General features: G+C 47.1%; 24 protein-coding genes and 1 riboswitch. Of the genes, 7 read left to right on the top strand and 17 right to left on the bottom strand.

The window, feature by feature from the left end; genetic code table 11:
* Positions 1 to 13: 13 nt before the first annotated feature.
* The 9 genes from fapR to HP568_RS08770 all read right to left on the bottom strand — a co-directional run bounded on the left by fapR (position 14) and on the right by HP568_RS08770 (position 7,154).
* Positions 14 to 604: a transcription factor FapR gene (fapR, locus tag HP568_RS08810; protein WP_048033577.1), complete on the bottom strand. Its 591-nt coding sequence runs from the start codon at positions 602 to 604 to the stop codon at positions 14 to 16.
* Between the two features lie 127 nt (positions 605 to 731).
* Positions 732 to 1,700: an ABC transporter ATP-binding protein gene (locus tag HP568_RS08805; RefSeq protein WP_173628888.1), complete on the bottom strand. Its 969-nt coding sequence runs from the start codon at positions 1,698 to 1,700 to the stop codon at positions 732 to 734.
* 11 nt (positions 1,701 to 1,711) lie between these two features.
* Positions 1,712 to 2,500, bottom strand: coding sequence for an ABC transporter permease (locus HP568_RS08800; RefSeq protein ID WP_048033579.1), 789 nt, complete (start codon positions 2,498 to 2,500; stop codon positions 1,712 to 1,714).
* A gap of 4 nt (positions 2,501 to 2,504) precedes the next feature.
* Positions 2,505 to 3,284: an ABC transporter permease gene (locus HP568_RS08795; protein ID WP_173628887.1), complete on the bottom strand. Its 780-nt coding sequence runs from the start codon at positions 3,282 to 3,284 to the stop codon at positions 2,505 to 2,507.
* A gap of 184 nt (positions 3,285 to 3,468) precedes the next feature.
* Positions 3,469 to 4,230 (bottom strand): DeoR/GlpR family DNA-binding transcription regulator, encoded by a 762-nt coding sequence (locus tag HP568_RS08790; RefSeq protein ID WP_173628886.1) that lies wholly within the window; start codon positions 4,228 to 4,230, stop codon positions 3,469 to 3,471.
* A 151-nt stretch (positions 4,231 to 4,381) separates the two neighbouring features.
* Entirely contained in the window at positions 4,382 to 4,552 is a 171-nt protein-coding gene (rpmF, locus tag HP568_RS08785; RefSeq protein WP_005834357.1) for a 50S ribosomal protein L32, read from the bottom strand.
* Positions 4,553 to 4,692: 140 nt separating this feature from the next.
* Entirely contained in the window at positions 4,693 to 5,211 is a 519-nt protein-coding gene (locus HP568_RS08780; RefSeq protein WP_048033582.1) for a YceD family protein, read from the bottom strand.
* Between the two features lie 84 nt (positions 5,212 to 5,295).
* Positions 5,296 to 6,363 carry a SepM family pheromone-processing serine protease gene (locus HP568_RS08775; RefSeq protein ID WP_048033583.1) on the bottom strand — a complete coding sequence of 356 codons (1,068 nt, stop codon included), beginning with the start codon at positions 6,361 to 6,363 and terminating at the stop codon, positions 5,296 to 5,298.
* Complete coding sequence (locus HP568_RS08770; protein WP_048033584.1) at positions 6,360 to 7,154, bottom strand: patatin-like phospholipase family protein; 795 nt, start codon at positions 7,152 to 7,154, stop codon at positions 6,360 to 6,362. Before HP568_RS08770 ends, HP568_RS08775 begins: the two co-directional genes overlap by 4 nt.
* A 148-nt stretch (positions 7,155 to 7,302) precedes the next feature.
* Here HP568_RS08770 and ylbJ point away from each other — a divergent pair, with 148 nt between their 5' ends.
* Complete coding sequence (gene ylbJ / locus HP568_RS08765; RefSeq protein WP_173628885.1) at positions 7,303 to 8,535, top strand: sporulation integral membrane protein YlbJ; 1,233 nt, start codon at positions 7,303 to 7,305, stop codon at positions 8,533 to 8,535.
* 1 nt (position 8,536) lies between these two features.
* Here ylbJ and coaD read toward each other — a convergent pair whose 3' ends face one another.
* Both coaD and rsmD read right to left on the bottom strand, forming a co-directional pair.
* The gene (gene coaD / locus HP568_RS08760; RefSeq protein ID WP_173628884.1) at positions 8,537 to 9,016 is read right to left on the bottom strand and encodes a pantetheine-phosphate adenylyltransferase; all 480 of its coding nucleotides are present in this window, start codon (positions 9,014 to 9,016) and stop codon (positions 8,537 to 8,539) included.
* A gap of 46 nt (positions 9,017 to 9,062) precedes the next feature.
* Positions 9,063 to 9,629 (bottom strand): 16S rRNA (guanine(966)-N(2))-methyltransferase RsmD, encoded by a 567-nt coding sequence (gene rsmD, locus HP568_RS08755; RefSeq protein ID WP_173628883.1) that lies wholly within the window; start codon positions 9,627 to 9,629, stop codon positions 9,063 to 9,065.
* Between the two features lie 465 nt (positions 9,630 to 10,094).
* On the opposite strand from rsmD, the gene HP568_RS08750 reads away from it, so the two are divergent.
* The gene (locus HP568_RS08750) at positions 10,095 to 10,238 is read left to right on the top strand and encodes a hypothetical protein (RefSeq protein WP_173628882.1); all 144 of its coding nucleotides are present in this window, start codon (positions 10,095 to 10,097) and stop codon (positions 10,236 to 10,238) included.
* Between the two features lie 124 nt (positions 10,239 to 10,362).
* Complete coding sequence (gene ku, locus HP568_RS08745) at positions 10,363 to 11,313, top strand: non-homologous end joining protein Ku (protein ID WP_048033587.1); 951 nt, start codon at positions 10,363 to 10,365, stop codon at positions 11,311 to 11,313.
* A 59-nt stretch (positions 11,314 to 11,372) separates the two neighbouring features.
* On the opposite strand, the gene HP568_RS08740 is transcribed toward ku, so the two are convergent.
* Positions 11,373 to 12,254, bottom strand: a complete 882-nt coding sequence (locus HP568_RS08740) for a cation diffusion facilitator family transporter (protein WP_048033588.1) — start codon at positions 12,252 to 12,254, stop codon at positions 11,373 to 11,375.
* Positions 12,255 to 12,501: 247 nt separating this feature from the next.
* Positions 12,502 to 12,614, top strand: a riboswitch (TPP riboswitch).
* Between the two features lie 154 nt (positions 12,615 to 12,768).
* On the opposite strand from HP568_RS08740, the gene thiC reads away from it, so the two are divergent.
* Both thiC and HP568_RS08730 read left to right on the top strand, forming a co-directional pair.
* Positions 12,769 to 14,523, top strand: coding sequence for a phosphomethylpyrimidine synthase ThiC (gene thiC / locus HP568_RS08735; RefSeq protein ID WP_048033589.1), 1,755 nt, complete (start codon positions 12,769 to 12,771; stop codon positions 14,521 to 14,523).
* Positions 14,524 to 14,538: 15 nt separating this feature from the next.
* Positions 14,539 to 14,709: a hypothetical protein gene (locus HP568_RS08730; protein WP_173628881.1), complete on the top strand. Its 171-nt coding sequence runs from the start codon at positions 14,539 to 14,541 to the stop codon at positions 14,707 to 14,709.
* A 48-nt stretch (positions 14,710 to 14,757) separates the two neighbouring features.
* On the opposite strand, the gene HP568_RS08725 is transcribed toward HP568_RS08730, so the two are convergent.
* The gene (locus HP568_RS08725) at positions 14,758 to 15,087 is read right to left on the bottom strand and encodes a DUF1904 family protein (RefSeq protein ID WP_048033590.1); all 330 of its coding nucleotides are present in this window, start codon (positions 15,085 to 15,087) and stop codon (positions 14,758 to 14,760) included.
* 399 nt (positions 15,088 to 15,486) lie between these two features.
* Between HP568_RS08725 and HP568_RS08720 the strand changes: the two genes are divergently transcribed.
* The gene (locus HP568_RS08720) at positions 15,487 to 16,428 is read left to right on the top strand and encodes an ATP-dependent DNA ligase (protein WP_048033591.1); all 942 of its coding nucleotides are present in this window, start codon (positions 15,487 to 15,489) and stop codon (positions 16,426 to 16,428) included.
* Positions 16,429 to 16,449: 21 nt separating this feature from the next.
* Here HP568_RS08720 and HP568_RS08715 read toward each other — a convergent pair whose 3' ends face one another.
* From HP568_RS08715 to HP568_RS08700, 4 genes are read right to left on the bottom strand one after another with little or no spacing between them, the layout of a single operon-like run.
* On the bottom strand, positions 16,450 to 17,808 hold the full coding sequence (locus tag HP568_RS08715; RefSeq protein WP_048033592.1) for a GerAB/ArcD/ProY family transporter: 1,359 nt from the start codon (positions 17,806 to 17,808) through the stop codon (positions 16,450 to 16,452).
* Positions 17,809 to 17,820: 12 nt separating this feature from the next.
* Complete coding sequence (locus tag HP568_RS08710) at positions 17,821 to 18,057, bottom strand: hypothetical protein (RefSeq protein WP_048033593.1); 237 nt, start codon at positions 18,055 to 18,057, stop codon at positions 17,821 to 17,823.
* The gene (locus HP568_RS08705) at positions 18,050 to 19,216 is read right to left on the bottom strand and encodes a Ger(x)C family spore germination protein (RefSeq protein WP_048033594.1); all 1,167 of its coding nucleotides are present in this window, start codon (positions 19,214 to 19,216) and stop codon (positions 18,050 to 18,052) included. Before HP568_RS08705 ends, HP568_RS08710 begins: the two co-directional genes overlap by 8 nt.
* The gene (locus HP568_RS08700; protein WP_375154928.1) at positions 19,213 to 20,793 is read right to left on the bottom strand and encodes a spore germination protein; all 1,581 of its coding nucleotides are present in this window, start codon (positions 20,791 to 20,793) and stop codon (positions 19,213 to 19,215) included. The genes HP568_RS08705 and HP568_RS08700 overlap by 4 nt, the downstream gene beginning before the upstream one ends.
* A 169-nt stretch (positions 20,794 to 20,962) precedes the next feature.
* On the opposite strand from HP568_RS08700, the gene ligD reads away from it, so the two are divergent.
* Positions 20,963 to 21,865, top strand: a complete 903-nt coding sequence (gene ligD / locus HP568_RS08695) for a non-homologous end-joining DNA ligase (RefSeq protein WP_048033595.1) — start codon at positions 20,963 to 20,965, stop codon at positions 21,863 to 21,865.
* The last annotated feature ends 71 nt before the right edge of the window (positions 21,866 to 21,936 follow it).

Genomic DNA, 21,936 nt, shown 5'->3' with positions numbered 1-21,936 from the left:
CCGTGACTCCTCCTTACTCCTCATCCATGCTGTTATGGTAGCTCGACATCTCAACTACACGGAAGGTTGCGGTAAAGACCAATTCACCTTGGACCTTCGTCTCTACACGTACCTTGCATTCGTCGCCGTTACGGCTTCTCACCACTGCTTTAGCAACCAGCTTCTCCCCTGCTCGTACAGGACGGACAAAGCGGATTCTCGCCGTAGCTGTCAACGCTACGTCTGCGTTAATTACTGCTACCGCCAATGAGTTGGCCTGAGCAAATATATAATGCCCTCTGGCAATTTGTGTTTTCGAAAAAACGTGTTCTTCTTTTATTTCCAATACGGAAATAGCCTGTGAATCGAGCTGTAGATCAACCATTTCACCGATGACTTCATCGATGCCCAATGATTTTACAGGATCAAGACTTTTCTCTGCAACTGTCTTAATGCGTTCACGCAACTCCGGTATCCCTAATTCCAATCGGTCTAAACGTATGGTTTGAATACTGACATGAAATAACTCAGCCAGATCTTCGTCCGTCGCAAATGGATTATCCGCCAGATACTGCACTAAGCGGGACTGGCGATCTTTTTTTGGCAAGCGGGCGATGCCGAACACCCCCTTAAGCAGGATTCAATTGTACTATGTATGATTGCGAGCTGTTTTTAATACCTGGTACCAAAACACAGTATAAGGGAGAAGATGTGGAATTACAAGTATCGTTCACGAATTTAGGTAACCGTCCCTAACGATAAATGAGCCGAATGATCTCCTCAATCCCGGGTTCTTTCATCTGAATGTCCAAAGGCTCACCCCACCCCGCCACTTCGGCAAGAATTCGCGGAGAAGAAATTTTTCCTTTGTCGAAGTATATCGAAAGTACATTCTCTGATAGCTCCATCCGCTCGATCCCCTCTAGGTCGTAAAGCTTTTCGGGCAGTTGTCGAAATTCAATTCGAATGAGGCTTGGCAGCCCTATCTGGCGTCGCAAATCGGCCAAGCTCGTATCCATCATCTTTTTGCCATGGTTGATCACGATGATTCGGTTGCAGAGTTGCTCGATATCGTCCATATCATGAGTCGTCAATAAAATGGTCTTCTTCTGGGATTGATTCACTTCTTTCAAAAACGCTCTGATGCGCGTCTTCGCGACCACATCCAAACCAATCGTAGGCTCATCTAAAAATAGGACCGGCGGATCATGCAGCAGTGCTGCTGCTAAATCAGCTCTCATTCTCTGACCCAATGACAGCTTACGCACTGGCGTATCCAGGAATTCATGCAGATCCAGCAGTTCCTGATACGCCTCCATCGATCGCCGATATGCCTTTTCTTCAATCTTGTACATCGCTTGCAAAATTTCGAAGGAGTCTTTGACTGGCAGATCCCACCATAGCTGTGTTCGCTGCCCGAACACCACACCAATTTGTGAAGCTACTTGCATTCTTTCCCGCTGTGGACTATAGCCGCCTATTCGTATTTCCCCCTGACTGGGATGAAGAATTCCTGCGAGCATCTTGATTGTCGTCGATTTTCCTGCGCCATTCGGCCCGATATATCCCACGAACTCGCCTCTGTCAATGGAAAAGGAGATATCGTGGACCGCTTTGACTTCCCTTCGTTCACGAGAAAAGAGTGTTCGTAGAGAAGCAAAGCGCCCCTCTTTCGCTTGATTCAGGAAAAATGATTTTTCGATGTGCTTTGCTTCAATCATGTTACTCCTCCTTAGCTCCCAGTACTATGGTAATGTCGAATCCCGACATTCCACAGCATACGAGCGAAATAAAAAGCAACCGCTGCGGCTATCGGGGTGAGTAACGGATAAAACCATTCGCCCCCTTTACCCAACAGCGTCAACATTGGCAAATAATTCATGTACGCGATCGGTATCGCTGAGAAAAACAGCCATTTGAGCCAGTTTGGATATAGCCCGATCGGATAATTGGAAGCATTGGCTGGCGCATAAATGGTAAAGGTCAGCATGTCTTTCATCTGATGCGTCCAAAAGGCGACCCCAGCCGTAGCAAGGCCAATGGAGAAATAAATCACTCCGCCAGACAAAATGGCAACCGGTGAAAATAGCACCAACCCCATGATCGATTTCCCTTCCACCGCAAGACCCGACAATGAGATGACCAAAACAGACACTCCTTGCACCAACCCTCCCACTCTCGACAAATCAAGATTGCGTGTCAATAGCAGAAGCAAAGGTGAAACAGGACGGATGAGCAATTGATCGAGCTCCCCTTGTACAATGTACTTCTCAAAGTCGTTGATTTCCGGGGCAAATAGTCGATACAAGGAAACAGATGCCGAGGAAATCCCGTAAAGCATCCCAACCTCGTATATATTCCATCCAACCACATCGTGAAATCGGTACAAAATCGCAGAAAGAATAATAAAATCAAGCACCATAATCATTCCGGTCGTGGCAGCGCTCGTGACAAAATTTATCTTGTACTGCATTTGCGAACGAATGCTGGCCGCAATCAGTTTGCGATAGAGGGCAAACATGTGGTTATCCTCCTTGAATTTCTAGCTTTCTTCTAGCCATGTTCGTCACCAATAAAGCAACCGCTGTCAAAACGAGTGCCCAGCCAGCTTGGACAAGCATGGCATAAGGAGGAGCAAGCTCTAGCAAGGTCATGACCGGATAATAAATCATCGCGGAAAAGGGCAAATAAGGAGCTACCTTTCCAATCATCCCGGGCATCAAGTCTATCGGAATCATTTGTCCACCTAACCCGAAGATCAATGACAAAAGGATGAGGTGTACCCAGCGAATTTCTGTCGTCCAGAAGGAGGAAATGCCCGTGAGATAAAAGAGCAGCATGCCTACGTAAGTTCCTAGCAGAAGCGAGAGGATAAACAAGAAATAAGTGAACGGATCGGAGGGAAAAAAGAAGCCTACCACTAATCCTAGCAGCAAGCCGATCGGAACACTTCTGTAACAAGCGTTGTACAAAAGTCGCCCAAACTCCTGACTGAGCATGTACCAAAGATAATGAACAGGCTTGATCATATCCAGACTGACAGCCCCGCTTCTTACCGCTATTTGCACATTCAGACCCGGCGAGATAAATGTCGTCATCCAGAGAACACTTTGGCAAATCGCGATGTAATACCCCATCGTTTTGACATCATAGGGGCCGTATACTTGTTTTCCAGAAAGGACACCCGTCCAAATGGCAATAAAAACAAGCCCAAAAATCGAGCTTGCGACATTGTTGATGACATGCGATAAACGATACTGAAGATTTCGACGATAGCTCTTGCGAATAATCCGCCAATAGACCATAGAACCCTCCTCTTGGAAAAGTCAGGATTACTAGAATAGCAGGGGCCGTACACAAATGCAAGAAAAAAAGAAAGAGCCCTTCCCATTCGAAGGACTCTCCCTGATAAATCCATTTGCTGTCACGCTGGTCACCCATTCACGCCAGCCAAATGGAACTTATCCTCTTTTTTATGGATCAATAGCTTCATGTGGAAGCTACAATCACCTCTACATCGTTGGCGTGCAGAGCCTCAGCTATTTCCTTTTCAGGCAGCTTATCGGTCACAATAATATCGATCTGATCAAAACCGGCAACGCGATACAGCATGCTTTTTCCAAACTTGGTATGGTCGGTGAGTATGATCACTTGATCGGCGCGTTTGATCATTTCTTTGATCAGAAAGCCGTGATCTTCCTGCGTAGACATGAGTCCTTCCTTTGTAAGACCGCATGCACCAACCAGTACCTTATCCACATGAAAATCAGCGAGGTTTTGAATCACGCGTGTACCGAGCACACATTGATCCTCTGCATGTACGTCTCCGCCCAAAAGCTTGACAAGAACGCCTTCTTTTCGGGACATACTGGCGGCAGTCGCTAATGAATTCGTGATAATGACATGGTCGCGGGTCTGCAAGGTTTCCACCGTGAGCTGAACAGTTGTGGACGCATCGAGCAGTAAGTAATCGCCATCTTTGATCAGACGGGCCGCCGCTGCTGCAATACTGCGCTTTCCTGTCAAATCAAGCTGCATACGTTCCTGATGGGAGTAGTTCTTTTTGTTGAGGCTGGGCAATACTGCTCCTCCTCTGGTTCGCAGGATTTGACCCTGCTCCTCCAGCTTGACCATATCACGCCTCGCTGTGTCACGGGAAACGCCAAACTGCTCAACTACCTCTTGCACGCTGATTCGCTGGTACTCCTGCAAATACGCAAGAATCGCAGCGAGCCTCTCCTCTTGAAACACGAAGCCTCAACCCCATCCTTCTCTTGACTTCATTATAAGTCATTTAAGCAATTTACGCAAGCGATAATAAGCGTTTGTAAGTAATCATAAGCAGTATAATAGAACAAAAAAAGCAAGGCGATTTCTCACCTTGCTTTCTTAGCAGCGAATATTACTTCGCTACTTTCACGCCTTTGTAGTGACCGCAGCTTGGGCAAACACGATGCGCAAGCTTGTATTCGCTGCAATTATCGCATTTGATCATGCCTGGAATCTCTAATTTGAAGTGCGTACGACGCATTCTTTTACGGGTTTTGGAAGTTCTCCGTTGAGGTACTGCCATCTTCCTTACACCTCCTTCAACTGACAAATGCTAAGAAGCTCTATTGGGTGGACAGTATAGGCAAAATGCTTATGCCATCCTTCAAAAATGAGACGCTGCCACGAATGGTCGGCGAATCATCTTGAATACAGTAGGAATACTTATTTGCTGTCTTTGAAAAAGTCAGCCAACCCAGCCAATCGCGGGTCAACACGCTCATTCTTGCAGCTGCATGCCACTTCATTACGGTTCACACCGCAAGTCGGGCACAGACCTTTGCAATCCTCCTCGCAAAGCGGGAAGGTCGGCATTGCCAGTAAGAAATCCTCTTGCAGCAGCGAGTCCAGCTGGATTTCATCGCCTTCCAGAGGAAGAATATCGCTGTCCTCGTCATCTTGCAGGATTGGATCATCCGCAAGCGCAAATGTCTCAGAGAAATCTACTGTTGCCTGATCGACAAAAGGATTCAAGCATCTTGCGCAGACAAAATTCACATCTGCCTTCATGCTTCCTTTTACGTAATAGAGATTGCCTAGCTGTACAGCTTCACCACTCGCAGTCACAGGAGTCATTCCGCGAATCTCATGGTGGCGCTTCTTCAGCTCATCTGCATCCAAGGTTACCTGGAATGGCAACGGCTCTCCTTTTCGGTGCTCTAACTCTGCTAACTTAATGTTCATAGCATTTCACCTCATGCACAACAAAGATGATTATAGACCCTGCCCAAAGCTTTGTCAACCATTTTTGCTTGACAGCTAGTTTGCTCATGTAGATTTCGGTTTTTGTCCATTCAAGTACGTAATCGCTTCTTCTACCGTCTTGACCGGAACCACTTTCATTGAAGTTCCAATCCGCTTGGCAGTCGCTAACGCCTCCTCATAATTGGAGTTCGTATCTGGCGTATCCTGCGGAGCAAAGAAGATCTCTGCGCCCGCTTTGTCCGCTGCGATTACCTTTTGATTAATGCCACCGATCCTGCCTACTTTTCCGTCTAACGAAATCGTGCCTGTTCCTGCAATTTTATAGCCTTTAGTCAAATCCGTCTCCGTATTTAACTGGTCATAAATCTCCAGCGTCATCATCAATCCAGCAGAAGGTCCACCAATCCCTTGCGAGGCAATGGTTACTTCTTTCGGAATAATGATTTCCTGTTTGTTGTCAGGGCGTACACCAATTCCAACTGACTTGGATTCAGGTAGTGGTTCCAAGGTTAACATCGTTTTGGCCTCTTGTCCATCTCTTGTGTACGTAATTTCGACCTGATCGCCTGCTTTTTTTGCAGAGAGGGCTGTCAGCAAATCTTTTGCCTCAGACGTGCGAACTCCGTCTACAAACGTAATGACATCACCGATTTGCAATTTTTTATGGGCAGGGAACCCCTCCAAGGTACCCATCACCCACACGCCCTGCTTCTCAACTTTCACTTCAAAACCGGCAAGACGGAATGCGACTGCCTCCGCAATTTTTTGTGAATTGTCCATAACTGCTTGTTCTCGGCGGATAAAATCTTCGCTGTTCTCGCCCTTGCTGACAACGAGTTCCTTGGGCATCAACTCAACATCCTGCGCCATTTTTGCATACCAATACCATGGCAAATTCGCTTCGCCCATTCGAACCGTCGTGAGCATGAAGGCGCCGGTCTCGTCTTTTTTGCCGCCTTCCACTTGAATCATCGGCCCCAACTCAATCGCTGAACCTGGACGACTCACGTAATAATTCGTTGGTACAAAAAAAGAAATACCCAACAAGACAAAAACCAAGGCAAGTATCCAGCTAAAGCCTCTGGTTCCTGTAGATCTGCGTCTGTTGGCATAAAGCTGTTCCTCACTCATTCTTGCGCCTCCCAATTTGCAATTAGTTCCCGAATGCGTTCGATATGTTCAGTTCCCGCACGTTCGCCTAGCTCGATAATTTCTTCGACACCCGTGTACGCGATACTGCTATAGTGTCCAACATCCGGCCTGATTACGATGTCTGCTGCAATGATTCGATGTCGCAGAATTTCCCTTTCCATCACATCAATCGTCTGGGCGATGACATCAAAAATACTTTTGACCTCCATCCGTGTATCGAATTGGGCGACATCTACCGCAATCACGATATCGGCACCCATTTCACGCAGCACCGTCACAGGCACACGATCAATGACTCCTCCGTCGACTAAAAGCCGCCCCCCTACTTTTTCAGGTACGAAGATGCCTGGAATGGATATACTCGCCCTCACCGCTTGATCAATCGGGCCTTCACGAAAAACGACTCGCTCTCCAGATTCAATATCTGTTGCCACAATAGCAAGTGGCTTGTTCAGCTCTTCCAAGCGCTTTCCGTGCGTTAATAGACGAATTAATTGCTTGATCTTCTCCCCTGTAACAAACCCCATACTGGGTACAGTCAAATCGAGCCAATGCTTGCGTTTTAAATTAAGGGCAAGCTTTCCCATCATGTGCGGTTCAATTCCGTTGGCATAGACGGCTCCAATCAGACTACCCATACTGGAGCCAGCCAGCATATCAATCTGGATGCCATGTGCTTCTAGCGCACTCAATACACCAATATGCGCAAAACCGCGAGCGCCCCCAGAACCCAGAGCTACACCCACGATTGGTTTACGCTTTGTCTCCATGGAAAAACCCCTCCCCCGTAACTAGCCTATGTGGTAAATCGCTGTACCTTTCACACTTGGGAGATATTCGTCGACCAAGCTTACGCATAGTTCTCCCGCCTGCCACGTAGACATGTACTACTACTTTTCTTCGATTCAGGAGGAATCCATGTCACGCCATTCACCCGTACTTACTTTGTTGCTCGCCATCTCGACAGTTTTTATTGTTATTTCGTTGATTGCTTACTCGCAGATTTCTTTTGAAGCTGCCGTACGCGGTCTGAAAATATGGTGGGAGGTAGTTTTCCCCTCTACCCTTCCCTTTATTGTGCTGTCTGAGGTGTTGATGGGTCTGGGCGTCGTACATTTCGTCGGCGTGTTACTGGAGCCATTAATGCGCCCACTGTTTAACGTTCCAGGCACTGGCGGGTTCGTATTGGCTATGGGCTTTTCATCCGGCTATCCGGTAGCCGCAAAGCTGACAACACGCCTGCGTCTGCAAGGCAATGTGACGAAGGCTGAGGGTGAACGTCTCGTCTCTTTTACAACGACGGGAGACCCCTTATTCGTCATGGGAGCAGTGGCAATCGGATTTTTTCACAGTGAGCAAATGGGCATCACGCTAGCTGTAACTCATTATTTGTCAGCTGTACTCATGGGCGTACTCTATCGTTTTCATGCACCTTTTGCCATTACTTCAGCCCCATTGGAGAAAAATTCACTTCCACTACCTTTACGCGCTTTGCAAGCGATGCATCGGGCACGTGTCCGCGATGGACGTCCGTTCGGAAGATTAATGGGAGAAGCTGTGCAATCCGCCCTGAATACATTGCTCATGATCGGAGGCTTCATCATTGTTTTCTCGGTATTAATTCAACTATTCTCCACGATTCATCTGACACAGATCATCAGTACGCTTCTCTCGATCATTCTCGGTCCCTTTGGTTTTCCACCAACTTTTTCCCAAGCAATCGTGGCTGGATTGTTCGAAGTAACTCTCGGCGCACAAGCAGCGAGCATTGTGCCTGACAATGTTTCCTTGGTCTGGAAAGCGGCCATTGCCAGCGCGATATTGTCCTGGGGCGGCTTGAGTGTTCACGCGCAGGTCGCGAGTATCTTGAGTGAAACGGATATTCGTGTCGCCCCCTACTTGATTGCCAGAGCGCTGCACGCGTTTCTAGCTGGGATTCTGACCTTTGTCTTTTGGGGTCCTCTTGCCACAGTCAGCTCCTGGTTCGTGGAGAAAGCCGTCCCCGTATTTGTGCAGGTGAAATCTGAGATTCCGGAAACAAATTGGTGGGAGACCTTGCTGCTATCAGGGGGAATCGCCATCGGCGTCGGTGCGATTCTGTTATGTACCAGCCTGACTCTTTCGCGCATGAACCGCAGCAAGACGCGATAATCTACTCCGCCATTTTTCGCTTCAGTGCCTCTTCGACGACCGGGGGCACCAAATCGACGACACTCGCCTTGTATTTCGCAACTTCCTTTACAATACTTGAACTCAAGTATGAATATTGATTGTTTGTCATCATGAAAAACGTTTCGATATTTTCATCGAGCTTTTTATTAATCGAGGCGACTTGCATCTCATATTCAAAATCTGAAACAGCGCGAAGACCACGAATGATCACCTGCGCGCCCTTTTTGTTCATATAGTCAATCAACAAGCCGTCAAATGAGTCCACTTCTACATTTTTCATGTCAGCGGTTGCCTGACGAAGCAAATCGACACGCTCTTCTACGCTAAACAATGAGTTTTTCTTAGAATTGATCAAGACGGCAACAATGACCTTATCAAAAACGTTGGCACCCCGCGCAATAATGTCGAGATGCCCATAAGTAACAGGGTCGAAGCTTCCTGAACATACGGCGATTGCCATAGCGAGTTATCCTCCCTTGGTGCTCTTTTGCACCTTGATTTGAAAGTTAGGCTTGTGGCTCCAAATCGCAATAATACACGGTAACGGCCGTATCCCCATACTTAGCCGCTCGCTCCTTCACACAATGACCAATCGTATCTGGAAAGGAGTCTGCGATATCATGCTCAGCCACGATCCACGCTCCGTCCGCCAACATCCCCAGCTCCTGCAACATCTCTATTTCTTCGACAATTTTTTGCTGGGCGTACGGCGGGTCCAAAAAGACGAGATCAAATTTTTGATTGCGCGTACTGAGTGTGCGAATGGCACGGTCCGCATCCATCCGATAAAGTTCTGCATAATTGTCTAGCCTGCAAGTGCTGACGTTTTGTTTTACCACGGCAAATGCTTTGTGATCTCGCTCCACGAAAACAGCTCGGTCCGCTCCCCTACTCAATGCCTCGATCCCGAGACCACCTGTTCCTGCGTATAGGTCCAATGCCCACCCGCCATCGAAATACGGACCAATCATATTAAAAATTGATTCTTTGACTTTATCGGTTGTCGGTCTGGTTCCTTTACCCGGAACTGCTGCCAACCGTCTTCCTCTGTGCTCTCCAGCGATGACTCGCATACTCATTTCACCTGTCTGCTTTCCTATGTATGTTGTAAGAGGTTATTCAACGCGTATTGTTAAACGCGATTTTTAAGACTGAGAATGATATCATACTATCACAACTGCATACACCCGTAAAATTAGCAACTGGAAAAATTTATGTGCAAGAAAGGTATACAACCCATTTCGATTGGAAAAGATGATGAATAGCGACGCAACGGTGTCGCTGACAACCGCGGAGAAGACTTACGTTTCCCCATAAGCTCTTCCTCCGGTTTCTCCTCTCCCATAATTGAAAGGCTGTTCACTTTGGCGCACGACGTGTCTGATAGGAGCATTTCGTGCCATCGCTCCCTTCATCGGGAGGAGTTGAACGGCTGCCCCTCGTCATTTGGCGATGGGGTATTTTTTTGTGTGCAGCGCATACTACATGTACCTGCAACACCCCCTACATGTATATTGCCTGAAAGGAGTGAGTCGTTCATGGCAGAAAAGCGACCGTCTGCACAAAAGCTGAAGGCGTCCAAAGCCCAGTCCATTGCGGACCGTACTGGCAAAGAAGTCGAGCTGGCGCGAGACATGCAATCACGTGCAGATCAATCGGACATCGTCAAACATGGGCAGTAGCTATACAAGAGGCCAGCCACTTCGAATCGGCTGGCTTTTTACTTTTCCACCTTCAATTCCCTCGGCATTTCTTCTATGCAGTTACAGATACTATACAAAAATAGCTGTGAAGGAGGTATCCGCCATGCATACGGTGTGGAAGGGCTCGATCAGCTTCGGCCTCGTCAATATACCAGTTCGCATGTTTACTGCAACGGAAGAGCGCGATATTCGCTTTCGCCAACTGCATAAAGAGTGCAATACCCCGATCAAGTACACAAAAATGTGTCCCCACTGCCAGCGCGAGGTTGATACAAGTGAAATCGTCCGTGGCTTCGAATATGAAAAAGGACATTTTGTCATGATTGACGATGAAGATCTGGAAGCCATTACGCCAGAAACACGCAGAGCCATTGAAATTATCGACTTCGTAGACTTGTCAGAGATCGATCCGGTTTATTTTCACAAAAGCTATTTCCTATCCCCACAGGACACTGGTGAAAAAGCATACGCTCTGCTGCGCTCGGCTATGGAACAGACAGGCAAGATCGGCGTTGCACAGGTGACGATGCGCAATCGGCAAAGCCTGGCCGTTATTCGACTGTATGAGCACTGCATCATGCTGGAGACGATCTTCTATCCAGATGAGGTACGTCCCGTCAGTCAAGTGCCTGCCTTGCCAGAAGCCACTGTACCGTTGGCCGAAAACGAACTGAAGATGGCAACTGAGCTCATTAGCAATATGACGATCCCTTTTGATCCTGAAAAATATACAGATGAGTATCGAACTGACCTGCAAAAATTGATTGAGAAAAAACTGGAGGGTCAGGAGATCGCCACAGCACCTACCGTGGCAAGAACCAATGTCATTGATCTCATGCAAGCTCTCAAAGAAAGCTTGGAGTCTACAGCTGGTCAAGCCGCCGTACCCATCAAAATCGAGCCTGAACCGACTCCGTCAAAGCCTGCGCGAAAACGCACCACTGCTGCCTCCTCGTCCGAAAAAGAGCAAGCATCGAAAAAGGCGAGCGCAGCAAAGACTACGACTACTTCTACAACCAAAACACTACGCAAAAAGAAAGCTACCCCTGTTTAATTTGCAACAAAAAAACCTGCCCACTCTGGACAGGTTTTTTTGTATTCGCATCAAGACATCTAGTTTGGTGCCATCTTCCTACATGGTTCAATATGGATATGAACGGCGTTAATGCGATGAATCTTGCGCATCTGTTCTTCAATTTTCTCGGTGATGGTGTGGCTCTCCACCACATTCAGACCGGGATCTACATGGATCACAACATCAACCAGCACGCTGCTTCCATGGTAGCGGGCTTTGATGTCACTGATATCCTTCACTCCCGAAATGGAGGAAATGGTAGTTCGCAGGTCAGCAAGCTTGCTCTCGTCAAAGCCATCTGTCAAACGGTGGGTTGCTTCCCTGAAAATGTCCCAAGCAGTCTTCAAGATGATGAGACCAACAACAAAAGCAGCTAAAGGATCAAGCCAGTGTAATTGGAATTGTGCGCCAGCTACCCCGATAAACGTCCCGATACTGACGAATGCGTCTGAACGGTTGTCAGCGGCTGCTGCATCTAGTGCTTGGCTATTTGTTTTGATGGCGAGCTTTTTATTGTAGCGATAGACGAAAAGCATGATGACTGCGGTTGCAAGTGCTGTCCACCCTGCCAACAGGTCAGGTGCCGCATGCTGTGGGTCTAATAAGGATGGTACGGCATTCGTAACGACTTGAACTCCGACAAATAGCATAATAAATGATGCGACAAGTGCTGAAATCGTCTCCGCCCGAAAATGGCCATACGGGTGATCTTTATCAGGTGGTTTCCTTGCAATACGCAGCCCGATTAAAACAGCAATCGATGCGACGACATCCGTTGAGTTGTTAAGACCATCAGCCATTAAAGCTTCCGACGCAGTAACATACGCAACTCCTATTTTTAATACAGAGCAGAATATGTAGGCGAAAATACTCACCCACGCTCCACGTTCTCCTTGTTTTAGATCCGAATAAACATCCATACCTCATCACCTCAAAATACTTCTCCATCCTGCTTCGAAAACGAGAAAAATCAAAGCGCTGGAAGCAGTTGCTTTTTTTCGAACTTCATCGTAACAGATAGGATTCATGTGGGTCTACAGAAACAGTTTTAGTCCGATTCATGAGAATAGGGGGGAGGAAAATGTGTTGCACACCCGCAATATTTTCACTGGAAAATTTCCCTTGAAATTCATTGGACTTCCCGTTATCCTATTCTTGCAATCCAAAATAAAAAAGCACGGGAGCTTGGAATTCACCAGGCTGAGAGGATGGTACTGTGCCATCGACCGTTGAACCTGAACTGGGTAATGCCAGCGGAGGAATGTCATATACGACACGAAAAGATGCGTGTATCTTTAGGATTAGGATACCCGTTTCTTCTCTACTCTCGCGTTGGCGTCGCATGTTGTTATGCGGCGCTTTTTCGTGGGATGTTTCTTTCGCCTCCCTAAACGGTTCTCGCTTTCGTGCAACCAAAACAAGGAGGTTTTTCTTATGTCATTGGTGTCATCTTTTCCAGGCAGTCACAAAGTATACGAAATAGGTAGTCGTGCGGACATTCGCGTCCCGATGCGAGAGATTTCTCTTCATCCTACCGAAGGATTGTCTGGCTCCACACCCAATCCTCCTCTTCGCGTGTACGATACGAGTGGCGAATATACCGCAACGGGGTACGTTCCTGACATTCAAGCAGGACTGCCCTCCATCCGCCACATGTGGATCGATGAGCGAAATGATGCGGAAACGTATGTCGGTCGCGAACCACAACTAGTTGACGACGGCATCCGAAACGAAGAAAAGGCAGCCACCCTCCCCACTTTCCCTCGAGAGGGCTACAAACCAAAACGGGCAAAGCCAGGGAAAAATGTTACCCAGCTTCATTATGCCCGAAAAAATATCATCACACCGGAAATGGAATACGTTGCCATTCGCGAGGGTGTCTCCCCTGAATTTGTACGGGCAGAAATTGCCGCTGGACGTGCGATTCTCCCTTCTAACGTCAATCATCCAGAAAGCGAGCCGATGATCATTGGCCGCAACTTTCATGTCAAAATCAATGCCAACATCGGAACGTCAGCTGTCAGCTCTTCGATGGAAGAAGAAGTCGAAAAAATGATTTGGTCGGTCCGTTGGGGTGCCGACACTATCATGGACCTCTCGACGGGAAAACATATACACACCACGCGGGAGTGGATTATCCGCAATAGTCCCGTTCCAGTCGGTACTGTCCCGATTTATCAAGCACTTGAAAAAGTAAATGGGAAAGCCGAGGATTTGACATGGGAGGTTTACCGAGACACCTTGATTGAGCAAGCAGAACAAGGCGTCGATTACTTCACCATTCATGCTGGTGTTCTCTTGCGCTACATTCCTATGACCGCTAACCGTGTTACCGGTATCGTCTCTCGCGGCGGATCGATTTTGGCCGCATGGTGCCTGGCCCATCATGAGGAAAACTTTTTGTATACGCATTTCGCTGAAATTTGCGAAATTCTGAAGGCCTACGACATTTGTGTATCCCTTGGAGATGGACTACGTCCTGGCTCTATCGCGGATGCGAATGACGAGGCGCAGTTCGCGGAGCTTGAAACATTGGGAGAACTCACAAAAATTGCGTGGGAACACGACGTACAAGTCATGATTGAAGGCCCTGGTCACGTCCCCATGCATCTCATTCGCGAAAATATGGATAAACAGTTATCCATTTGCCATGAGGCTCCTTTTTACACACTGGGGCCACTCACGACAGATATTGCTCCCGGCTATGATCACATCACTTCAGCGATTGGCGCCGCCATGATCGGATGGTTCGGAACAGCGATGCTCTGCTACGTAACACCTAAGGAGCACCTCGGTCTACCCAATAAAGAGGATGTCCGCAACGGTTTAATCGCATACAAAATCGCAGCGCATGCCGCTGATCTTGCAAAAGGACATCCGCGAGCAAAACAGCGTGACGACGCCTTATCCAAAGCTCGTTTTGATTTTCGCTGGAACGATCAATTCAATTTGTCTCTGGACCCAGAACGCGCCCGCGAATATCACGACGAAACATTGCCAGCAGAAGCCGCCAAGTCAGCCCATTTTTGTTCCATGTGCGGACCAAAATTTTGCAGCATGAAAATTTCGCACGACATTCGTCACATTGCCAATGAACAAGGGGGTGCCCAAGACCCCGCCATTCTTGCAGGGATGCAGGAAAAATCGCGTGAGTTCCGCGAACAAGGAAGCCGTTTGTACCAGCCGTAATGAAGGAGGAAGCCTATGGAGGAAGCCAGTCGTTTACGCGAAAAGATCAGTCGATTAGAAGCTGAGCTAGAGCAATTTAAACAACAATTGCGGCTGATTCAACAGGACTGCAGCCACGTCTATATCGAAACTCCACTTACGCGAACCTGCTCGAAGTGCCTGCAAACCGAAAGCCTTTATTATTAATAGAAAAAGGTCGAAATCCCTTTGGTGGATCTCGACCTTTTTTCTTGCTTATTTCGTCATTCCAACTTGCAATGGAAGTCCTTCTTTATAATAGAGAGAGGGCGATAGCAGAATGAAGAAAATATGGATATGCAGAAAGCCTTGCTTCTTCAAAATGCCGTGTATGGCACTAGCAATCGCGTCATGCTGCTTTTGTTCACGGGGAAACATCATGATCTCTACAGACAAAGGACTGTTCGTCAATTGCTCTACCTGAAGCAGCTCTAATTTCACCTTTTCCTGAGCTACTTCAGCAATTTTGGAAAACTCTTCTATAAGAATCTGAGAAATGGGCTCTATGTCTTGCTTCGCAAAGCCTTTAAACCGAAGAAACGGCAAGTCAATTCCTTCTTTCGTAAATGAGTTCGCACAGTCATTATAAACATGTCTCTAATTGTATATCAATGAAAAAAGGATTAAAGAAAGTGAACAACAAACATTCCCAACTGGAGCAAGAGACGCAAAGAGGGCCATATCAGAGAGCAGCTCCCTTCCCATGAGGTGTGGTGGACGTACCACGGAAGGAGGAAGCAGCTCAACCAGATACAGCCCAATCCGCTGACCCATTGGTTACTTTATACACGTAGTATAGCCCGAATTCAATACTTAATCAATGAAAAAGTTTCGTAAAATTCTAACAGGAGTTCATCCGACAGCACCACTCGTATAGATTATGCCTATCCGTGAAACTGTATTAGAAAACCGGGCACGTCCCAACTAAACATAAAGGTGGCAGCTATGGAACTAACTCCGCTTTTTCCTTTTGAGCCTATCAGCACGGAAGCTATACCTGTAGGACCACAATGGATAGGCCAAGTGAAATGGGATGGTGTTCGCATTCTTACCTACTACGATGGACAAGAGGTCAAACTGTTCAACAGAAAATTAAATGAACGGACTTTCCATTATCCAGAAGTAACCGATCTTCGGTCGTATTGTCATGCCGATTCTGTGATTTTGGATGGGGAAATAATCGCTCTCGGCCCGGACGGAAAGCCTTCTTTTTACGAGGTCATGAAAAGAGACGGGCTGCGCCGTTTAGAGAAGGTCTCCCAGATACAAAAGCTTGTCCCTGTTACATACATGGTTTTCGATGTCCTGTACTGGAATGATGAATGGGTAACTTCCTACCCACTATCAGAGCGACAACAAATACTCGCAAAAATCATCACTCCTACTTCTCATGTGCAGCTCGTTGAAAATTTTGCTGATGGAGACGCTCTTTACCGTGTCATAGAAGCTCAAGGCATGGAAGGAATCATGATGAAGGATGCGTCGAGCAGCTACTTGATCAATGGGAAAGATCAACGCTGGAGAAAGAAAAAGTATTACCGGGATCTCATCGCTGTCGTAGGCGGCGTGACGCTTCGGAATCAGATTGTCAATTCGTTGCTTCTGGGCCTGTTTGATCAACAAGGTTCTTTTTGGTACATCGGCCATGCAGGTACTGGAAAATTGACGCAAACGGACTGGCGCGCTTTAACGGAGCGAATACAGCCCCTCGTCCAACAGAAGATGTCTTTTGTTAACAAGCCACCACGCGTAGCCAATACTTTATGGATACAGCCGGAAATTACCGTCAAAATCAAATTTGCAGAGTGGAAAGAAGGGCATTCCTTGCGACAGCCAAGCATACAAGGCTTTGTGGATGTCCCTCCCCACCAGTGTGTTTTGGAGTAAGGAACCCCTTGACTTTCGACCTCATTGTCGAAACGAACCAGACTGTTTTGCTTTCCCCAGCTTTTGCTTGCCATGATTAAGAGCCTGCATTTCCCCGTAGCTCGTCAACAGCGCTATCAGTAAGAGGGCAATATACGCAACGGCTGTCGCCACCCCTCCAACCGCTGATTTATCCTTGAAAAAGTCCCCAATCAAAATCACGATCACACAACCACTCAAACAGACTGTCGTGGTCCATACCATCGACCGGTAAAATCGATAAAGCTTCGTTCCTTCGGGAATGAGGCTTTGCTCTCTTCCTTTGTTCTTTCGCCTTACGTGAATGAGCAAAAAGATCGCCAACGGGAATTGAAAGACGAGCACGAACAACGGCAAGCTATAACTAATAAATTGATCGATATTCGCTACATTTGGAAACGCAAATATGGACGATACAACGATGAACCATCCACACGGAGCATTGAATGTATTGTAATGCCGCTGTCCCCCAAATGATCCCACCCCCACTAAAAATGCCAAGTAAGCGACTATGACTTTAATTGTGAAAGCCGGGAACCAAACACTAAAGAGGATCATTTCGACCCTGTCCAGAAAATCTGTGACGTGGATTTGCTGGACGAGAATATAGATGGGGAAATTCAGTCGACTAGCGATAATGAAGCCCATCACCCCGAGCAAGACAAGCAACATAATCGTCGTCCCAAAGCCAACAATGATGATCCCGTGTTTCATCGCAGCATAAAATAGTCGCGGCTCTACAATGGCATGTAAGAACGCCCCAATGAGAAAAATATCACCATATACACCCACTGGTAAAAAGTTGCTAACCACGATCTGATCCAATCTATTGGTTAAGATTGGTTCTAATCGCTCTACGTTGTATTCATTCATCAGCAGGAAATATAACGAAATGCACATGATGAAATAAAGAGGAAAATAAAACTCATTTACTCGCGCCGCCACCTCAAGACTCGTTTTGCCATAGTACATCATCAGCAGGACGAAGACGAGTAAGATGACCTCCAATGGTGTGGAAGGCAATAAAGAGATATGTAAAAAATCAGCAGCCCCTTTAATATCGATCGCCAGAATGATCCAAATGTAAAACAAAATGAGGAGATTGATAACTCCACCAATCCACTTCCCGCCAATAATAAACAAGATTTCAAAGATATTCTTCCCAGGGTAAGCCTCCACCAGCTCACTCAAAACGTAGGCGATAAAAATCGCATAAAAGATGGGAAAAATTTGAGAGAACCACCCATCCATCCTCGCTACCTGAACGACAGACCGCAAGAAACCGATCATCATTCCTGTCATCAAGACACTGCCGACGAGCCAGGCAATTTGTCGATGATTGACAACTTGCTTGTGAATCATACTTGGGCCTCCTTATACGAACTGATCCACCCACCGTTTCACATAAGGCGAGAACATATTCATGATATTACTCGTGGGCAGGATTTGATAATACTGGAATTGCAATGCAATCAGAAAAACAATGGTTAAGGTGTAGAAAATAACAATGACTCGCTGCTGTCTTCCATCCATACCTTTTCGCTTCAGGATGAATTCTCCAATGGAAAGTAACAGCATGAAGACAAAAAAGACCAGAAATATTCTATTCATGATCATCTTCACCTTTGGTTATATTCTTCGTTGTCTGTCCGAAATTGACCACGTTCACTTTGGACCGGATTTCATATGTGATTTTCGGAAGCTCCTCATTCCACCTGTTCCGATATCGGTATCGCCACTCTCGCGGATAGTTCCTTGACAATGCGATTCCTAAGCCAATGAAATCTGTATGTTTCTTTTGTATCGTTTGCATCATATGGTTTACACCGTTATTGATTTGCTCGACGAGCTTCGCTTGCAGCATTCTAATATTTTTCTCTTCCTCGAGATCGAGGTTTGACAAATTCTCCACCACAACGGCAGAAGCGTAAAGATCAATTTTGAAATGGACGTGGCCTTTCTTGATCACGGGCTTGATATTTGCCCTTCCTTTCGAAAGAGTTATCGTAAGCCGTTCGTGCTTGTTAAGGGACAGCACAACAGAAAACGGTGTAAAATCGCGTTGGAACAATCGCAAACCGAGCAGTTCTTTGGGCTTCACGATGGTTACGAGCTTGTCACGTCGAAATAAGCCAACCCCCGTCGCCTCTATTTCTTTTGACTTTCCTTTCGGATGGGAATCGACTGCTGCCAGAACGGGCAAGATGGCATCAACCCCTGGTGTACCGAGCATCTGAGCCACATCCTTCAACGTTACCGTAATGCCCCCCATCTTGACCAACTCACGCATCGCTTCTCCTGAAAAGCGTTCAAATTGCGGCTGTGCGGTTAGTAATTCAATTGCTTTGCCTTTTGTCATGACAATGTAAGCTGTCAGTCTGTTTTCCGGAAAACGCGCCACAATATCCAGCACATCTGACATTCCGTCCTTTGCTAGTTCTTCGCCTATGACGATCATCCGGTGATGGGAGTAGTAAATTTCCCGAGACATTCTTGCTTGGATCAATCCATTCGCTTCCCGAATCGTCCTGCCTACTGCGGAATCGACGTAATAACTCTTATCACCACTTGTCCCCCCACCACCTCCGGACTGGGCGCCTAGGCTACTGACCAGAGGGACCTGAATGGATAACCGATACCTGCCGTCTGGTTCCTTATCCATCGCCATTGCAATGACGATAGCCATATCATTTACTTCACGGCGATCCCAACAGCCAGATACCAGGAACATACAGAGCGACACCACCAAAATGCGGGTCACAGCCTTCACGATTGTCCCTCCTCGTTTGGATGACGGTTTCCTGTCACCCCTGATTGCCCTCCTCTTTGCTGAATAGAATTAGCAAAACCATTGTTCATACGCCTAGCATTTTGTACACCCAAAAAGCTCGGGCGTTTTTCCATCATCGACCATGGAGCCCTCATCAGTACGTCTTTGAGATCGCCGATCGACATCGGGCCTAGCGGCGATAAATAAGGGACACCAAAAGAGCGCAGGTTGGCCATATGACCAAGGATGAGCAATAACGCTACCAGCATTCCATAGATGCCGAGGATCGAAGCCGCAATCATGATCGGAAAACGCAGCATTCGGAGTGAAATCGATGCATTAAAATGTGGGATCGTAAACGAGGCAATCCCTGTAAGCGATACAACGATAACCATGGGGGCAGAAACAATCCCTGCCTGCACGGCTGCCTGACCAACGACCAGCGCACCTAAAATACTGACAGCTTGCCCGACCGTTTTCGGAAGACGAATCCCCGCTTCTCGCAAGGCTTCAAAAGAAATTTCCATAATAAAAGCCTCCACGATAGCTGGAAAAGGAATGGACTCGCGCGCAGCCGCAATACTTAACAGGAGCGTGGTCGGTAGCATCTGTTGATGATAAGTCGTAATGGCCACATATAAAGCAGGGGTAATGAGCGAAATGATGAGAAATACATATCGCAGCAGTCGAACAAGGGTAGCCATTTGAAATCGCTCGTAATAATCCTCGCTGGCCTGCATCATCATCCAAAACGTAACAGGCACGATCAAAACCATCGGTGTCCCATCCACAAATATCGCGACACGCCCCTCCAGCAATGCCGCAGCAACCGTGTCTGGGCGCTCGGAATACATCACCTGAGGGAAAGGCGAGTACGTGTTATCCTGAATCATCTCTTCGATATATCCGCTTTCCAGCACAGCATCTAAATTGATCTTACTGATTCGACCAGTGACCTCCTGTACGATCTCTGGATCAGCAATCCCATCCAGAAAGGCAACCACCAGATTGGTGTTCGTCTCACGTCCAACTACCAAGGACTTCATTTTCAATCGAGGTGTTCGCAATTTGCGCCGCAGCATCGACGTGTTCGTGCGAATATTTTCGATAAAGCCCTCACGCGGCCCCCTTACGACCGCTTCTCCTTCTGGTTCGTTAACTGAACGTTTTTCTGCTCCACGAATGCCGAGTGTCAATGCTTCTGTATTCCCCTCTACAAGAATGCCTGTATCACCTGAGAGCACAGCTTGTAGCAGCTTTTTATAATCGTCTACTCTTCCCATCTGCGAAACGGGCAAAAGTGACTCTTCTATCACTTTTATATCTTCATCGCCGTCCTCAAGCACCATTAACGATTTCAGTGCAGAATTGACCTCTTTGGTATCAATTAGCCCATCTACGAAGACAGCAATCGCTCGGACACTGTTTTTTTGGCAGAATTCTCGTATAACAAAATCGGAGCAATCCGCGAACATTTTTTTCAACAGTTCAATGTTCTCTTCCAATCGAGGCGAAATCGGTATACCTTCCAGCTCAATCAAGCTGCAGGCATTCATTGTCTCAATCAGTTCTTTCATTTTATCTTTCTTCTTGAATTTCATTTCATCACCAACCACTGGAAATCTACCCGTATTATGGTTGATCGACAGGGAATATATGCAAAGAGGTATTCCTTTTACATAGAGAACCACGGATGGGAGATAGTAGGAACACCTACTACCTTTTCAAAAGAAGGTGAAAACATCATTGCGTCCTGCAACAAAAGAGTACGAGCTGACGATTGACAATCATACATTGTCGATTACAAATCCTGACAAGCCTCTATGGCCACAGGCCAAGGTAAGCAAGCTAGATTACTTGCGCTATTTGCTGGTTGTCGCAGCCCCACTCCTACGGTATAGCAAAGATCGACTCTTAACCGTCATTCGCTACCCTCACGGAGTTGGCGACAAGCACTTCTATCAAAAAAACGCCCCTGACTATGCGCCGGACTGGATACAAACGCATACGTGGGAAAATGTTCGTTACGTCCTGTGCAATGACCGGGCGACACTCGTGTGGATGGCAAATCAAGCAGCATTGGAGTGGCACGTCTCCTTTCACCTCGCCAAGGATGAGACTCCGACAGAGCTCGTTTTTGACCTCGACCCTTCCACAGATGATTTTGCCGTAGTGATAGAATCTGCCCTCTTGCTGAAACAACTGCTCGATGAATTACAGCTGCCTTCATGGGTCAAAACATCTGGTTCCAGCGGCTTGCAAATATACATTCCGATTGAACTCCGCTATACGTTCGAACAGACACGCCAGGTCGGACATTTTATCGCAGCCTATTTAGTCAGCAAGCATCCCTCACTATTAACTATCGAGCGCTTAGTGAAAAATCGGGGAGATAAGCTGTACATTGACTATTTGCAACACTGGCGGGGGAAAACATTGCCAGTACCTTATTCTACCCGTGCAAAAGAACAGGCAACCGTATCAACACCACTCCTGTGGGAGGAGGTTCCCCATTGTCATCCCACAGACTTCACCGTTTATTCGGTGCCCAAACGGCTGGAAACGTTCGGAGATTTATTCTCATCCGTATCTGCTCCGACGAAACGAGCCTCCCTTGATGCCATCCTCGGCTTTTTGCAGTCCCAGTAAGCCATTAGTTGGAATCCAGCAACGTATTTGTGCTATACTTGGCACAGATGTTTTGAGGCAAGGAGGCACAT

Source organism: Brevibacillus sp. MS2.2 (genome assembly GCF_013284345.1).
Lineage (GTDB): Bacteria > Bacillota > Bacilli > Brevibacillales > Brevibacillaceae > Brevibacillus > Brevibacillus brevis_C.
The sequence above is the reverse complement of the archived record's forward strand: the minus strand, read 5'-3'. Positions and strand labels throughout refer to the sequence as shown.